General features: G+C 40.0%; 14 protein-coding genes and 3 tRNA genes. 7 read left to right on the top strand and 10 right to left on the bottom strand.

Translation table 11 applies throughout. From position 1 onward, the window contains the following. Positions 1–11 precede the first annotated feature (11 nt). From DPV97_RS02150 to DPV97_RS02140, 3 genes are all read left to right on the top strand, one after another. Positions 12–923 (top strand): 1,4-dihydroxy-2-naphthoate polyprenyltransferase, encoded by a 912-nt coding sequence (locus tag DPV97_RS02150; RefSeq protein ID WP_049363355.1) that lies wholly within the window; start codon positions 12–14, stop codon positions 921–923. Positions 924–968: 45 nt separating this feature from the next. Next, entirely contained in the window at positions 969–1,469 is a 501-nt protein-coding gene (gene rraA / locus DPV97_RS02145) for a ribonuclease E activity regulator RraA (RefSeq protein ID WP_049363353.1), read from the top strand. 164 nt (positions 1,470–1,633) lie between these two features. After that, on the top strand, positions 1,634–3,019 hold the full coding sequence (locus DPV97_RS02140) for a DASS family sodium-coupled anion symporter (RefSeq protein WP_049363351.1): 1,386 nt from the start codon (positions 1,634–1,636) through the stop codon (positions 3,017–3,019). A gap of 60 nt (positions 3,020–3,079) precedes the next feature. Here the strand turns inward: DPV97_RS02140 and plsB are convergent, their stop codons facing one another. Beyond that, on the bottom strand, positions 3,080–5,536 hold the full coding sequence (gene plsB, locus DPV97_RS02135; protein WP_070715038.1) for a glycerol-3-phosphate 1-O-acyltransferase PlsB: 2,457 nt from the start codon (positions 5,534–5,536) through the stop codon (positions 3,080–3,082). A gap of 218 nt (positions 5,537–5,754) precedes the next feature. Between plsB and lexA the strand changes: the two genes are divergently transcribed. Together lexA and dapF are read left to right on the top strand one after the other, a co-directional pair. Next, complete coding sequence (gene lexA, locus DPV97_RS02130) at positions 5,755–6,381, top strand: transcriptional repressor LexA (RefSeq protein ID WP_005698192.1); 627 nt, start codon at positions 5,755–5,757, stop codon at positions 6,379–6,381. 121 nt (positions 6,382–6,502) lie between these two features. Further along, positions 6,503–7,327, top strand: coding sequence for a diaminopimelate epimerase (gene dapF / locus DPV97_RS02125; RefSeq protein ID WP_070715039.1), 825 nt, complete (start codon positions 6,503–6,505; stop codon positions 7,325–7,327). A 51-nt stretch (positions 7,328–7,378) separates the two neighbouring features. Here the strand turns inward: dapF and DPV97_RS02120 are convergent, their stop codons facing one another. The 6 genes from DPV97_RS02120 to dauA form a co-directional block, all read right to left on the bottom strand. Then, positions 7,379–7,753, bottom strand: coding sequence for a carbonic anhydrase family protein (locus DPV97_RS02120; protein ID WP_243585036.1), 375 nt, complete (start codon positions 7,751–7,753; stop codon positions 7,379–7,381). A gap of 152 nt (positions 7,754–7,905) precedes the next feature. After that, complete coding sequence (gene dusC / locus DPV97_RS02115; protein WP_070715043.1) at positions 7,906–8,838, bottom strand: tRNA dihydrouridine(16) synthase DusC; 933 nt, start codon at positions 8,836–8,838, stop codon at positions 7,906–7,908. Continuing rightward, positions 8,838–9,701 carry a co-chaperone DjlA gene (gene djlA / locus DPV97_RS02110; protein WP_070715045.1) on the bottom strand — a complete coding sequence of 288 codons (864 nt, stop codon included), beginning with the start codon at positions 9,699–9,701 and terminating at the stop codon, positions 8,838–8,840. The genes dusC and djlA overlap by 1 nt, the downstream gene beginning before the upstream one ends. A gap of 107 nt (positions 9,702–9,808) precedes the next feature. Continuing rightward, a complete protein-coding gene (pyrE, locus tag DPV97_RS02105) occupies positions 9,809–10,450 on the bottom strand; it encodes an orotate phosphoribosyltransferase (RefSeq protein ID WP_070715047.1) in 642 nt (213 codons plus the stop codon). A gap of 9 nt (positions 10,451–10,459) precedes the next feature. Continuing rightward, positions 10,460–11,176 (bottom strand): ribonuclease PH, encoded by a 717-nt coding sequence (gene rph, locus DPV97_RS02100; protein ID WP_070715050.1) that lies wholly within the window; start codon positions 11,174–11,176, stop codon positions 10,460–10,462. Between the two features lie 62 nt (positions 11,177–11,238). Next, positions 11,239–12,981, bottom strand: coding sequence for a C4-dicarboxylic acid transporter DauA (gene dauA, locus DPV97_RS02095; protein WP_070715052.1), 1,743 nt, complete (start codon positions 12,979–12,981; stop codon positions 11,239–11,241). A 125-nt stretch (positions 12,982–13,106) separates the two neighbouring features. Between dauA and DPV97_RS02090 the strand changes: the two genes are divergently transcribed. Further along, positions 13,107–13,196 (top strand) — tRNA-Ser (locus DPV97_RS02090). 148 nt (positions 13,197–13,344) lie between these two features. On the opposite strand, the gene DPV97_RS02085 is transcribed toward DPV97_RS02090, so the two are convergent. Beyond that, positions 13,345–13,421: transfer RNA gene (locus DPV97_RS02085), tRNA-Arg, on the bottom strand. A 52-nt stretch (positions 13,422–13,473) separates the two neighbouring features. Further along, positions 13,474–13,550: transfer RNA gene (locus tag DPV97_RS02080), tRNA-Pro, on the bottom strand. 178 nt (positions 13,551–13,728) lie between these two features. Between DPV97_RS02080 and folD the strand changes: the two genes are divergently transcribed. Then, on the top strand, positions 13,729–14,586 hold the full coding sequence (gene folD, locus DPV97_RS02075) for a bifunctional methylenetetrahydrofolate dehydrogenase/methenyltetrahydrofolate cyclohydrolase FolD (RefSeq protein ID WP_070715054.1): 858 nt from the start codon (positions 13,729–13,731) through the stop codon (positions 14,584–14,586). 45 nt (positions 14,587–14,631) lie between these two features. Here folD and DPV97_RS02070 read toward each other — a convergent pair whose 3' ends face one another. Continuing rightward, the gene (locus tag DPV97_RS02070; RefSeq protein WP_070715056.1) at positions 14,632–15,966 is read right to left on the bottom strand and encodes an NAD(P)/FAD-dependent oxidoreductase; all 1,335 of its coding nucleotides are present in this window, start codon (positions 15,964–15,966) and stop codon (positions 14,632–14,634) included. Between the last annotated feature and the right edge of the window lie 19 nt (positions 15,967–15,985).

Below are 15,985 nucleotides of genomic sequence, written 5' to 3'. Positions count from 1 at the left end.
GGTCAAAAAAAATGACAAATCATAAATTGAAAATGTGGTGGGAAACCGCTCGCCCAAAAACCTTGCCTTTGGCATTAGCTTCTATTTTTACTGGCTCAGCATTGGCATATTGGGCGGATAAAGAAAGTTTTAATCTTACCGTGATGTTACTTTGCTTGCTCACTACTATTTTATTGCAAGTACTTTCCAACTTTGCTAACGATTACGGCGATCATCAAAAAGGCTCAGATACCGAAGAACGTATTGGGCCTTTACGTGGTATTCAGCAAGGTGCAATTTCTGCGAATGAGCTTAAATGGGGCTTAATTTTAATGGCGGTGGGAGCATTTTTCTCAGGTGCATTCTTAATTGGTATCGCATATCAAAGTCTTACTGATTTATTGGCCTTTGCAGGTTTGGGTATTCTTGCTATTATTGCTGCCATTACTTATACCGTGGGTGCTAAACCTTATGGTTATTTAGGTTTAGGTGATCTGTCAGTGTTGCTATTTTTTGGTTTATTGGGGGTAGGTGGAACTTATTATCTACAAACTCACAGCATTGATAGCTTAATTACTTTACCTGCGTTAGGCTCAGGTTTATTAGCAACAGCCGTTTTAAATATCAATAATTTACGTGATATTGAGCAAGATGCGAAAGTAGGGAAAAATACCCTGGTTGTGCGTATTGGCCCGAAGAAAGGACGTATTTATCATTGTGTTTTATTAAGTGTCGCGGCTTTATGTTATGTGCTATTTGCGGCATCAACAGCATTTAGTCCTTGGCATTTCTTATTTTTATTAGCATTTCCATTGTTATTAAAACATGCCTTATTTGTTTATCGTAGCAAAGAGCCTGCAGTATTACGTCCGATGTTAGCACAGATGTCAATGATTTCTTTATTTATCAATATCTTGTTTAGTTTAGGCTTGCTTATCGGCTAAATCGGCTTATACTAGAGAAAAAATTTTACCGACAAGGGGTACATTATGTATATCGATACTTCAGAACTTTGTGATATTTATGCTGATCAAGTGGATGTGGTTGAACCAATTTTTTCTAGTTTTGGTGGCGTCAGCAATTTCTACGGCAAAGTGACGACAGTAAAATGTTTTGAAAATAATGGATTAATTGCCGAGATTCTTGAAGAAAATGGTAACGGCAGAGTACTTGTCGTTGATGGTGGTGGCGCAGTACGCCGTGCTTTAATTGATGCAGAGCTTGCACAACTTGCGGCAGATAATGAATGGGCGGGTATTATTGTTTATGGTGCCGTGCGTCAAATTCAACAGCTTGAAAATATTGATATTGGTATTCATGCGCTTGCACCAATTCCAGTTGGCGCAGATGAAAATAATCATGGTGAAAGTGATCTTCCAGTCAATTTTGGTGGTGTGACGTTCTTCCCTGAAGATTATATTTATGCGGATTTAACAGGCATTATTCTTTCACAAGAAGCATTAGATTTAGGTGATTTGGAAGAAGAATAGGTGTGAAGTTATTAATTCTTTTTTAAGTGTGGTTAGAAATAACCGCACTTTTTTTGTTAAAATTTTTTTGAACAAGATCACATTTTAGATATTTGTTAGTTGAAAGTTTGTAACATTCATTTAACATCGCAAATAGTTCATTTGTAATCAGTTTGGAGGGACTCATGAACGAAACAAACACAACAAAAAATTATAAAAGTGGGATTATCTTTCTGCTAGCGATAGCCTGTTTTTTTATTTTACTTAAAGCCTTACCTTTTGCACCTAAGGAAAATGCAGGTTTAGCATTATTAGCTTTGGTAGCAATCCTTTGGTTAACTGAAGCATTACATGTAACAGTTACCGCTCTATTGGTGCCATTGCTTGCGATTGCACTTGATTTGGTGACAACTAAACAAGCTTTAGTGGCTTTTGCCGATCCAACCATTTTCTTATTTTTTGGTGGGTTCGCTTTAGCTACTGCTTTGCATATGCAAAAGCTCGATAAAATGATAGCCAATAAAATTATGGCGATGGCCCGTGGTAATTTATTTGTAGCTATCATGTATCTTTTCTCAATTACCGCTTTCCTTTCTATGTGGATGAGTAATACAGCAACAGCAGCCATGATGTTACCTTTAGCCATGGGGATCTTAAGTAAGCTTGATAAAGAAAAAGAACATAATACTTATGTCTTCGTATTATTAGGGATTGCGTATAGTGCGAGTATTGGTGGTATGGGTACATTAGTGGGTAGTCCACCAAATGCGATCGTCGCAAGTAACTTACATTTAACTTTCTCAGATTGGTTATGGTATGGCTTGCCAATTATGATTATTTTGATGCCATTAATGGTTGGTACGCTTTTCATTGTATTTAAACCAAAACTTAATTTACGTTTTGAGCAAAATTTTGAGCGTATTGAAATGAATGGCCAACGCATTTTAACGCTTGTAATTTTTGCTGTAATTGCACTTTGCTGGGTATTTAGTAGCTATATTAATCCAATGATTTCAGGTGTATTTGGCCTTGCTAAAAATATCGGTAGTTTTGATAGTGTGGTCGCATTACTTGCAGCTGTCATTATTTGCTCAACGGGTGTGGCAAATTGGAAACAAATTCAAGAAAGCACTGACTGGGGTGTATTGATGCTTTTCGGTGGTGGTTTAACCTTGAGTGCGGTGTTAAAAGATTCTGGTGCAAGTAAAGTTTTAGCTGACGGTATTGTATTCTTAGTTCAAGGGCAACACTACTACCTCATTGGTTTATTGGTCGCAACCTTCATTATTTTCTTAACTGAATTTACTTCCAATACGGCGAGTGCAGCGTTATTAGTACCAATCTTTATTTCTATTGCACAATCTCTTGGTATGCCAGAAATTGGTCTTGCGTTAATCATCGGTTTAGGTGCATCTTGTGCATTTATGTTGCCGGTAGCAACACCGCCAAATGCTATCGTATTTGGTACAGGTGAGGTCCGCCAAAGTGAGATGGTTAAAGCTGGGTTTATCTTAAATATTGTGTGTATATTGGTTATCGCGACAATAGGATATTATTTCTGGTTGAATTAATCGTATAAAGAAAAGGGCGTGTTGGATCTCCAATACGCCCTTTTGTTATTTCACTAAAGATTATTCATCTTTATTTGATTTATCCTCTTCTTCTACTTCAATCTTAACTTCATCTGCTTTATCTGCCACGCTATTGATCGTTAAGCAAATCTCACTAGAAATTAAATGTTCTAAGATTGTGGCAAGCTCGTGTAATTTCTCTTTGTCATCATCAAAATAACCTTCTTCTTTTAATTTAGCAATAAAGGCAGAGAATACCGCTTTATCGAAGAATTCCGGTGCGTTAATGCCATGTAATACGGAAAGACGCTGTGCCACTAATTGGCTTTCTTTTTCTAGTAAACCACGGGCAATTTCAGGATCTCTACGCAAAATACTTACTGTAATGTAGTAGCGTTGTAAGATTTCACGCATACCCGCAGACCAAAGTTGTAAAATACGCACTTTAGAGCGGTGGATCGATAAGAAATTATCATTGGGTTGAATAACTTCTTGACGCGCAAATTCATCAATAATAGCTTTAATTTGTGTATCTAATTCTTCTTCAGTGAAATGAAGGAAGAGTTCACCTTTTAAGAATGGATAAATTTTACTTACTGCATCCAATAATAAATCTTTTTGGATTGCTTCATAATGTAAAACGATACTCGCAACAAGTGAAGGCAACACAAATAAGTGTTGAATGTTATTGCGGTAATACGTCATGAGAACAGCGGAATTACGTTCTAAACGAATAATTTCCCCAAAGTTATCTTTTTCAACTAACACACCTACGCGATCTAAGCTTAATACGTGGTTAAGCATCGCTTTTGGTGTATCAGTTGGCAGTACAACATCAGTAGAATACGGTACATTTTTTAACATTTCTTGATAACTAGAGAGTTGTTCTAGTAGCTGTTCATGAGAAAGTGCACGCTGACGAGAAGAGAGTAGAACGGTTCCTACTAAATTCATCGCATTAACTGCAGCAGCTTTATTAATATTCACCATCACTTGATTAGAAACAGACCCAACAGCATGGTTAAACCAGTGAGGTTTATCTTCATGATGTTGTTCTTTCCATTCTGGATAATGGTGATTGAGGTAATTGGAAAGCGTGATTGGCTCACCGAAATTCACAAAACCTTGACCTAAATTACGTAATTTTTTAATCACACGTAAAACTAAGCCAGCATTTTCTTTTTCTTTCGCTGCGCCACGTAATTCTTTTGCGTAAGTGTCCACTTCTAATACGTGCTCATAACCGATATACACAGGTACCACAGAAATAGGACGAGTCTGGTTATGTTGAAGTGCTTGTAGCGTCATTGACATCATACCAGTTTTCGGTGCAAGCAAGCGACCTGTACGAGAGCGGCCACCTTCAATGAAGTATTCGACGGAATAACCGCGGTGGAATAATTCCCCTAAATACTCACGGAAAATTGCAGAGTAAAGGCGGTTACCTTTAAACGTACGGCGAATAAAGAATGCTCCCCAGCTACGGAATAAAGGACCCGCTGGCCAGAAGTTTAAGTTGATCCCCGCTGCAATATGTGGCGGTACAAGACCTTGGTGATAGAGCACATAAGAAAGTAATAAATAGTCAATGTGACTACGGTGACAAGGCACATAAACAATCTCATGTCCTTCTAATGCTAATTTACGCACGCGGTCCGCATTTTGTACATCAATACCGGAATACAGTTTGTTCCATAGCCAACGTAAGAAACGGTCTGCCGCACGAAGGCTGGAATGGCTTACATTAGCTGCAATTTCACGAAGAATTTTTTCGGCTTCAGCATAGGCTTTATCGCGGCTGATATTTTTTGATTTTGCCTCATCTTCAATGGCATTTTGAATTGCTTGAGAATTTAATAGCTTATTAAACATGGCTTCGCGGTTTGGTAAGCGAGGCCCTGTCGCGGAAATGCGTTGTTTAGCAAAGTGCATTTTAGCCACGCGAGCCAGTTTTTGTGCAATTTTTTCATCAGAACCATGTTCATTTACCATGTAACGCAAAGAAAGCGCTTGAGAAAAACGCACAAAAGTATCACGACCAAACCAAATTGCCGCAAAGGTTTTTTGAATGCCATTCAATAAACGCAGATTCGGTAAGCTTGCTTTATCTTCTTTACCTGGTGAACGTCCCCAAAGCACCGAAACAGGGATCAGTTGTACATCTAAATCAGCAACATCACGATGCAATTCTAAGTATTTATTGAAGACTTTGGCGGTTTCATCTTTTGCGCCTTTTGATTTAAAAAAGCGACGACCTTCGTCTAAATAGACATAACGTGGTAATGCTACGCCATCAATCACATTCTTTTCAGCTGGATCAGGCAAACCTACGCTCAAACAGTTACGACGGAAAATGACGAAGTCAGTTTGAGAGGTGTAAGGCAAAACATAAAGAATAGGTTGATTGATATTGAGTTGAAGCTCTTCAATTGGTTGAGCGGGGATTGGATTATTTTTTACTAAAACCGAAAGCGGTAATTCTAATAATTTACGATAAGTACTTACGATGCCAGACATAATTAACGTTCTCTTTTTGTTAAACATTTCTAGGTATTGTCAGGCATTTTAACACATTAGACCAGTCAAATTCTAAAAATTTACATTTGAGATTTGTGATGAACACTCAAAAATATGAAAAAAATTGACCGCACTTTTATCGCTAGAAAATAGTTGTTGCAATCGTCATCTTTCTGTATATACTAACAGTTGTTCTGTATAAAGTAACAGGAGTGTATATGAGACCATTAACTGCCAGACAACAAGAAGTGCTGGAACTCTTAAAGCGCCATTTAGAAACTACGGGTATGCCGCCAACTCGTGCAGAAATTTCTCGTGAATTAGGCTTTAAATCCCCTAATGCGGCGGAAGAACATTTAAAAGCACTTGCTCGTAAAGGTGCAATTGAAATTGTCGCGGGGGCTTCTCGCGGTATTCGCATTATTGATGACAGTGCAAATGATGAGGAAGAAGAAGGCTTACCGCTCATTGGTCGCGTGGCAGCAGGGGAACCTATTTTAGCGGAGCAACACATTGAAGGTACCTATCGTGTTGATGCTAATATGTTTAAGCCACAAGCTGACTTTTTATTAAAAGTATATGGTCAATCCATGAAAGATATCGGTATTTTAGACGGCGATCTTCTTGCCGTACATAGCACAAAAGATGTGCGAAATGGACAAATTGTTGTTGCCCGAATTGAAGATGAAGTGACAGTAAAACGCTTAGAACGCAAAGGATCAGTTATTTATCTGCATGCAGAAAATGAAGAGTTTCAGCCGATTGTTGTTAATCTTGAAGAACAACCTCATTTTGAAATTGAAGGAATTGCAGTGGGGATTATTCGTAATAACGCTTGGATGTAATGATGAAAGTGCGGTGAGAAAATAAAGTGTTTTTTGACCGCACTTTGTCTATTCAGGCTATTTGCCATTCGGCTTATTGCTCTCTATAATGCCAAAAAATTTTCAAATCAAGGAAGGAAACATGCAGTTTTCCAAAATGCATGGCCTTGGCAATGACTTTGTCGTTGTTGATGCTATAACGCAAAATGCCTATTTTACCCCTGAAACCATTAAACGCTTAGCCGATCGTCATCGTGGGATTGGTTTTGATCAGCTTTTAATTGTTGAGCCACCTTATGATCCAGATTTAGATTTCCATTATCGTATTTTCAATGCAGATGGCAGTGAAGTGTCGCAATGTGGAAATGGGGCAAGATGTTTTGCACGTTTTGTTACCTTAAAAGGGCTGACCAATAAAAAGGATATTGCAGTAAGCACACAAAAAGGAAAAATGGTTTTAACGGTAAAAGAAGATGGGCAAATTCGCGTCAATATGGGCGAGCCGATTTGGGAACCCAATAAAATTCCTTTTACTGCCAACAAATTTGAAAAAAACTATATTTTACGTACCGATGTTCAAACGGTGCTTTGTGGTGCCGTATCAATGGGCAATCCACATTGCGTTGTTCAAGTGGACAATGTTGAAACGGCCAATGTAGCAGAGTTAGGGCCACTCTTAGAAAGTCATGAACGTTTTCCAGAAAGAGTAAACGCTGGATTTATGCAAGTCGTCAATCGTAACCACATTAGGTTGCGTGTATATGAACGTGGTGCAGGTGAAACGCAAGCTTGTGGCAGTGGCGCTTGTGCTGCAGCGGCGGTAGGAATTATGCAAGGTCTACTTGATAACAAAGTGAAGGTTGATCTACCTGGTGGTAGCTTGCTTATTGAGTGGGAAGGCGTAGGCTCACCGCTTTATATGACAGGCGATGCCACTCATATCTATGATGGCAACATTCACCTTTAATCTTTTCTAATCGAATAAAAAATGCGTGGAAACTATCCACGCATTTTTTATTTATTGTTCAACTTCCACATCACGGTGATTTAATGGTTGCGTTGGGCGGTTATTTTTCCCTTCCATTTCTTCTATCGCGGCAATTTGTGCTTTACTTGCTTGAATTGGTGATTTAAAAATGGTCCAAGCCACGTTTTCACTACAAGGTGGCGTAGTGAGCGATCCATTTAAGCGGAAGCGTGCCATCTCTTTTGGCATTAGCGCTTGAATATTAATCGGTTGAGCCAATTTTTCTTTTTGTCCAACGGTGAGTTTTTTCTCAACGACTGGTGCTAATGCTGGATTAGCTTCACCTTCATTCACCATTACAGCGATTACGGCTAACGATTTATCTTCACTTTGATGCACAAAATGAATCTCTAGATGAGCCTTCATAAGGCACCTCTCCTTTTTTGTGGTATATGCCTCATCGATTCTAATGGTTCTGTATGATAACTTTTTGATTTTGGTCAAGTTCTGTTTGAGTGTTTAACTCATCGTAGGAGTGGGGAGTACTAAAAAAAGCCGTCTATTCTGACCGTACTTTTTTAGCCCTGACAGAGTCGTTCTCTCAGATCTTCTGCTGTTTTGCTGGTTTTAATTCGCTCAAAAACGATGTTCGCTTCAGGATATTCTTTATTGAGATAGCGTAGCCATTGTTTGATGCGGGCAACATGATAAAAACCAGAATCATGGAAGTTTTCCATTTCCGCATATTTTTGCAAGATCTTTTGAATATCCGTCCAAGGCATTTTTTCACAATTTTGTTTGAGTACAAGGCTTAGGTTCGGGATATTTAATGCACCACGTCCGACCATCAGATCCTCGCAACCTGTCGCTTTCAAACATGCTTGACCATCTTCCCAACGCCAAATTTCACCATTAGCAATTACAGGGATCGTCAAGCGAGATCTCACTTCACCGATTTTTTCCCAATTGATGCAATCGGCACGATAGCCATCGGCTTTGGTTCTACCGTGAATAGTGATTTCAGTCGCACCACCTTGTTGTACGGCATCGGCAATTTCAAAAGCCTGTGAAGTACAATCCCAACCCAACCTCACTTTTACACTGACAGGTAAATGGCAAGGTACAGTTTTTCGTAAGGCTAGAGTCGCTTGATAAATTAATTCAGGTTGTTTGAGTAGAGCTGCACCTCCGTTACTCCCGTTAACAGTTTTGGATGGGCAGCCACAATTTAAATCAATGCCATGTGATCCAAGCTCAATGGCGCGATGGGCATTTTCAGCAAGACAGTTCGGATGTTGACCTAAAAGTTGGACACGAACGGGTGTTTTAGATGGTGTAAAGCCCTGATTTTTGAGTTCAGGGCAAAGACGATAAAAGACCTTTTCAGGTAAGAGTTGATCCACCACGCGGACAAATTCGGTGATGCAGAGATCGTATTCATTCACTTCGGTTAAAAGCTGGCGAACGAAAGGATCGAGCACCCCTTGCATAGGGGCGAGGATAACACGCACTATTTCCAGCCTTTCACTTTACAAATTAAATCGTAAGCGGCTTGGATTTGTTGCGCTTTTTCTTTGGCCATTTCCATCATTTCTGGCGGTAAGCCTTTAGCGACTAATTTATCTGGGTGATGTTCATTCATTAAACGACGATATGCACGTTTTACAGCATTACGATCATCACTTTCACTCACGCCCAATACTTTATAAGCATCACTTAATGTTGGGCCAGAAGATTGTTGGTAACTACCTTGTTGGTATTGATAGCCACCTTGCTGTTGATAACCGCCTTGTTGGTATTGGCGATAGAATCCACCTTGAGTAAATTGACGAGCTGCAATTTCCATTGCCAGCATTTGCTCAAACTGCATACGGGAAAGACCAAGTTCTTCAGCCACCACATAAAGGACTTCTTTTTCTGAGTCATGTAATTGAGAATCAGCAAATGCGGCTTGCACTTGTACGTGCAAGAACATTCTCAGTAAATCAGCACGTTGTCCACATCCAATGCGGAATTCGCGAATCACCTGACGTAGTGGAAAATCTGTTGCTTTACCTCGACTAAATGCCTCTTGAGCAAGTTTGCGATGACTCTCATCTAATTGCATCTGGTTCATCAACTGATTCGCCAGTTGAATATCTTCTTCTGTCACTCGACCTTTGGATTTACTTAAATGTCCAAGTACCGCAAAAGTGGTTTGCATAAAGAGTGCTTGTCGGGTCGTTTTTTTCTTAAAAAAGCTAGAGTTAACCGAACCAAGCTCATAGAGTTTTTTATCTGCGATTGAGCCTAAAATGAGTCCTGCGATGGCACCGAAAAAACCACCCCATTTAAAACCGAGAAAAACGCCGATAATCTTTCCAAAAAAATACATTCTCTTCCCCTAAAGTGCGGTCAAAAAGGTCTTTTGACAATAATGGGCAGACGCAAATGTCTGCCCTTACATTAATATGGCTTTATTCTTATTTTTCAAGTGATGAATTACACACCATAACTTTCACGATAAGCACGCATTGCTGGCAAATATTGCTGATAATCGGCTTCGTTTTCAATGAATTGCATTAAATCATTAAAATCAATAATGGAAAGCACTTTGCACTGATAGTCGCGTTCCACTTCTTGAATAGCAGAAAGTTCCCCTTTGCCTTTTTCTTTGCGATTTAATGCAATAAATACAGCGGCTAATTTGGCGTTATTGGCCTCAAGAAGCGCCATGGATTCACGAATAGCGGTGCCGGCAGTGATGACATCATCAACTAATAACACATTGCCGGTTAATGAACTACCGATCAAATTACCACCTTCACCGTGATCTTTGGCTTCTTTGCGATTAAAGCAAACAGGTGTATCACGATTAAATTGATTGAATAGTGCAATGGAAACGCTCGTCGCAATCGGAATGCCTTTATAGGCAGGTCCAAAAATGACATCAAAATCGACCGCACTTGATTGAATAGCCTTCGCATAGTATTCACCTAAGCGAGCAAGATCTGCGCCAGTACTAAACAATCCTGCATTGAAAAAATAAGGGCTTTTTCGACCTGATTTTAGGGTAAATTCACCAAATTTGAGCACTTGGCGACTCAACGCGAATTTAATAAATTCGATTTTGTAGCTTTCCATTTTTTGTTCCTATAAACCTAATGCTTCACGTTGTGCAGCGAAGATTTGTTCGCAGCCTTGTTTTGCTAAGCCTAATAAGGTGAGTAATTCTTCGTGGCTGAATGGTTCACCTTCTGCAGTACCTTGCACTTCGATCATGCGACCATCTTCCATCATCACAACGTTCATGTCTGTTTCAGCGGCTGAATCTTCTACATATTCCAAATCACACACGGCTTCACCTTCAACAATTCCGACTGAAATTGCCGCAACCAGACCTTTGATTGGATTGGTTTTTAATGTGCCGTTAGCGATTAAACCATTGATAGCATCACATAAAGCCACTGCTGCACCAGTGATTGAAGCAGTTCTTGTACCGCCATCCGCTTGAATCACATCGCAGTCTAAGGTAATAGAACGTTCGCCAAGGGCTTCTAAGTCAACCATTGCACGTAATGAACGTGCGACTAAGCGTTGAATTTCCATAGTACGTCCACCTTGTTTGCCTTTTGCAGCCTCACGTTGCATACGGCTGTGTGTAGAGCGTGGCAACATGCCATATTCTGCCGTCACCCAACCTTGATTTTGTCCTTTTAAGAAACGCGGTACGCTTTCATCAACACTCGCCGTACATAATACTTTGGTATCACCAAATTCAACTAATACTGAGCCTTCAGCATGTTTAGTATAATTACGGGTGATTTTAATTGGACGAGATTGATGATTTTCACGATTATTTGGACGCATTCTGAATTCCTTTATTTTTATTGATAAAAAAGCGTGCCTATTTTAGCACGCTTTTTAATGTTTTATGGATTTGCTTGTTCAAACTCACGAATTTTATTAAAGACATCTTGTAAATCCGTACCATAATTAATTTTCTGCAATTCAGGCACAGAGTTAGATTTCACTAACATTCTAAGGGGTTGGAATTGCATATTGCACAAGTAGATTTGTTGATGTGGCAACATATGTTGTACAAAGTGAGTGAGTGCATGAATGCCCCCCGTATCGAGCACAGTCACGGCATCGCATTGTAATACGATATGTTTAATCTCGTAATCCGTATGTACGGTTTTATCGTGTAAATCCGCAAAAAGTTTATCTGCCGCCGCAAAGAACAATGGACCACTAATACGATAAGCTAACACATCATTCAGATCTTCTGGTGCAGGTTGCTCAATGGCTTTTGTCATTTCTGCAATGGTGCGGATAAATAAGAGACTCGCCAATAATACGCCGACTGAGATGGCAATCACCATATCGAATAACACCGTGAGAATTAGGCAAGTGAACAACACTGCCATTTCATTTTGTGTAGAGCGACGCGCCAACCGAATAATTTCAGGCACGTTTGCCATATGCCAAGCTACCATTAACAACAATGCGGCCATAGAAGAAAGTGGCAAGTAAGACAGGGCATTCGCCAAGAATAACAGTGAGAATAAGACTAAGAGCGCATGAACAACACTAGATATTGGTGATACCGCACCCGATTTCACATTAGCTGCTGAGCGCGCAATGGCTGCGGTTGCAGTAATCCCGCCTAAGAATGGCGACACAATATTCCCTAAACCCTGAGCAAGTAGTTCATTATTGGAGCGATGTTTAGTGTCAGTCATGTTATCTAAAATGACCGCGCAAAGTAGTGACTCAATCGCACCTAATACCGCCATTGAAAAAGCTGCAGGTAAGAGAGACTGTATGCGTTCAAAATTCCAATTAATGATTTCCCCCTGCGCGTTTGGAATATTCCAAGGTAAGGCAAATTCAGGCAAGACATTAGGAATGCCATTTCCTGTTGTGCCATTCGCTAAGGTGTAGTGGAACGCCGTACCAATGGTTTCAACTGAGAAACCAAATTGCCCTAAGGCTAATGCCATGAGTGTACCAATAATCACAGCAGGTAAATGACCTGGTACAGGTAAACGAAGTTTGTGCCATTGCGTGAGTACAAATAAGGTGACAACACCAACAGCGGTATCTGCCCAGCTAATTGTCGGAAGTGCGGTTAAAATAGTCTGTACTTTTTCAATATAGTGAGGTGGCATCTGGGCAATATCTAAATCTAAGAAATCTTTGATTTGCAATGTACCGATAGTAATGCCAATCCCGCAGGTAAAGCCAAGTGTAACGGGGAGAGGAATGTACTCAATTAACCGCCCCAATCGAGACAACGCCATAATGACTAAAATAATCCCCGAGAGCAGCGTAGCCATGAGCAACCCACTGAGCCCAAATTGTTGGGTAACGGGATATAAAATCATGACAAATGCCGCGGTTGGTCCTGAAATATTGAAACGCGATCCACCAGTTAATGCAATCACAATCCCCGCTACGATAGCCGTATAAAGACCATGTTGTGGTGGAACACCGCTGGCGATCGCTAAGGCCATGGAGAGGGGAATCGCAATGACTCCCACTGTAAGCCCCGCAATAATATCTTTAATCAATTTTTGTTTTCCGTAACCTTCACGGAAAGATTCTTTCAATGCGCTAAATGGTTTTACGGCCAAAAACACATTTTTAGAAAAGAGAAATTTGATTTGCATAAAAATACGACAATAGAAAAGAGATAAGTTTATATTTTAGCTAAAAGGAACAGGATTTTTTATGTTCTAGCTCAAAAAACTTGACTAATCTTAGATAAATCTTTATATTTCACGCACTTCAAAACGGTGAGATGTCCGAGTGGTTGAAGGAGCACGCCTGGAAAGCGTGTATGTGCGAAAGTGCATCGGGGGTTCGAATCCCCCTCTCACCGCCATTCAAATATTTTCTTTTCTGAATTTAAAATCATCTTTTAAACTAATTTGTTTTGAGATCTAGAATTTACGCTATTTTTCTTTGTACAAAATACGCATTGAGTTATTACTTTTGTTGAAAAGGTAATATAGATAAATTGATATAAGGTATGGCACGCCCTAAAGGATTCGAACCTTTGACCCACGCCTTAGAAGGGCGTTGCTCTATCCAGCTGAGCTAAGGGCGCATTTCAAGGGTTACATCTTTTGTATGGAATTTCGAGGGAAATATAAAAGAAGTGGTCGGCGAGATAGGATTTGAACCTACGACCCACTGGTCCCAAACCAGTTGCGCTACCAAGCTGCGCTACTCGCCGACGATTGAGCACAATTATAGTGAGCTTTTCTTTTCAGTCAATTAATTTTTTAGATTATCCTTTCAACTGCTCAAAATTATTCCAGTTTTTTCAACCGCTCTTTTATTGTCTTTGTAAAATAAGGCGTTGTCAGTTAAAATAGCAAACGTTTACTTAATTCCACCTTGAGGAAAAACGCATGACCGCCCAAATTATTTCAGGTACTGAACTATCAAAAAAAATCAAATCTGATGTTGCCAGTAAAATTGAACATTATCGTGCTCAAGGTAAACGTGCACCAGGACTTGCAGTAATTTTAGTGGGTGCAGATCCTGCTTCTCAAGTCTATGTAGGCAGTAAACGTAAAAGTTGTGAAGAGATTGGAATGGTCTCGAAATCCTATGATTTACCTGAAACCACGACAGAGGCGGAATTACTACAACTGATTGACCAATTAAATGCAGATGAAACTATTGATGGCATTTTGGTACAGCTTCCATTGCCGGAGCAGATTAATAGTTCGTTAGTGATTGAGCATATTAGCCCTGAAAAAGACGTAGATGGTTTCCACCCTTATAATGTGGGGCGTTTATGCCAACGTATCCCAACTTTACGTGCTTGCACCCCTTATGGCGTGATGAAATTATTAGAAACCACCGGTATTGATTTACACGGTAAACATGCGGTGATCGTTGGGGCTTCAAATATTGTGGGTCGTCCAATGTCGCTTGAATTATTATTGGCAGGCGCTACTGTCACGGTGACACACCGTTTTACCAAAGATTTAGAGCATCATATTCGTCAGGCGGACGTTTTAGTGGTGGCCGTCGGCAAGCCTCATTTTATTCCGGGCGATTGGATCAAAGAAGGGGCAACGGTCATTGATGTGGGCATTAACCGTATCAATGGTAAATTAGTGGGCGATGTGGAATATGATGTGGCAATACAAAAAGCGGCTTATATTACGCCAGTACCGGGTGGAGTAGGGCCAATGACGGTTGCCATGCTGATGTTTAATACACTTTATGCTTATGAGCATAACAATCAACTCGTTTAAGAAATAAAAAAGTGCGGTTAAATTGATTTGACCGCACTTTTTGTATTAATGTAATTTCAATCTTGGTTTTAAATAGTGGTTAAGTTTATCCACTAAAATAATCAAGCCAATCTTAATACATCCATGCAAAGCATGTTGGTGCATACGATATAAAGATACATACGCAAACTGAGCAAATTTACCTTGAACAGTTAATGGATTTTTCCCAAATTTATTTGAAATGCTACCCAATGCGGTAAAGCTTGAAAGAGAAACCAAGGTTCCTTTGTCGTTGTATTTAAAGGCTTTTAATGTTTTTTGCTCAAAAAGTGCAAAGATATTTTTTGCACAAGCTTTTGCCATTTGGTGTGCCGCTTGCGCTCTTGGCGGGACTAATTTACCGTTTGGTTGCATTAATGCCGCACAGTCACCAATGGCAAAAATACTGTCATCCACCGTAGTTTGAAGGGTATCTTTTACCACTAACTGATTGATGCGGTTAAGCTCTAATCCATCGAATTGCTGTGTCACCGTTGAGGTGCGAACACCTGCCGCCCACACAATAAGATCCGCTTTGATTTCTTCGCCATCTTTGGTGATAAGTGTATTTGGTTGGGCTTCTGTGATCATCGTATTTAATTTCACGTTTGCCCCCATTTCTTGCAATTCATCTAATACCGCTGCAGATAAATTTTCAGGTAGAGCCGGTAATAAGCGAGGACCTGCTTCAACTAAGGTGACTTGCAAGCAAGAATTATCAATTTTGCCGTAACCATAAGAAGATAAGTCTTCAGTTGCATGATAAAGCTCTGCGGTTAATTCCACACCAGTTGCACCGCCGCCAACAATCGCAATATTGACTTTGCTCTCATCGACCAATTTTTGTTTAAATTCTTCTTCACCAATATCGTCTAATACACGGTTTTCTGAAAATTTAAGGAATAATTCCAACATTCTTTGTTGGAAGCGAAGTGCTTGATCAGAGCTATCTAAGAAAATACAGTTATCAGCCACGCCTTTTGTATTGAAATCGTTCGATTTACTACCGATCGCAATCACTAAGTAATCATAAGGAATACGACGCGCAACCACGAGCATATCGCCTTCTTGCCCATAAACAGGAGCAAGTTCAACATATTTTTGCTCACGATTAATACGTGTGATTGAACCTTGCTCAAAGCTAAAATGATGGTTTTTACCGTGTGCACGATAACTCAGAGAATCGCTGCCATCATCCATCACACCTGTGGCAATTTCATGTAATAAGGGTTTCCACAAGTGGGTCGCATTGCGATCCACAAGTGTTACTTTAGCCTGTTTTTTGCGACCTAATTTGTCTCCTAAAAATGTCGCTAATTCAATGCCGCCAGCACCACCGCCAACGATCACGACGTTTTTCATAAAGTACTCCTAAAAGCAA

Origin of the sequence: Haemophilus parainfluenzae (assembly GCF_003253005.1) — a bacterium.
Classification (GTDB): Bacteria; Pseudomonadota; Gammaproteobacteria; order Enterobacterales; family Pasteurellaceae; genus Haemophilus_D; species Haemophilus_D parainfluenzae_M.
The sequence above is the reverse complement of the archived record's forward strand: the minus strand, read 5'-3'. Positions and strand labels throughout refer to the sequence as shown.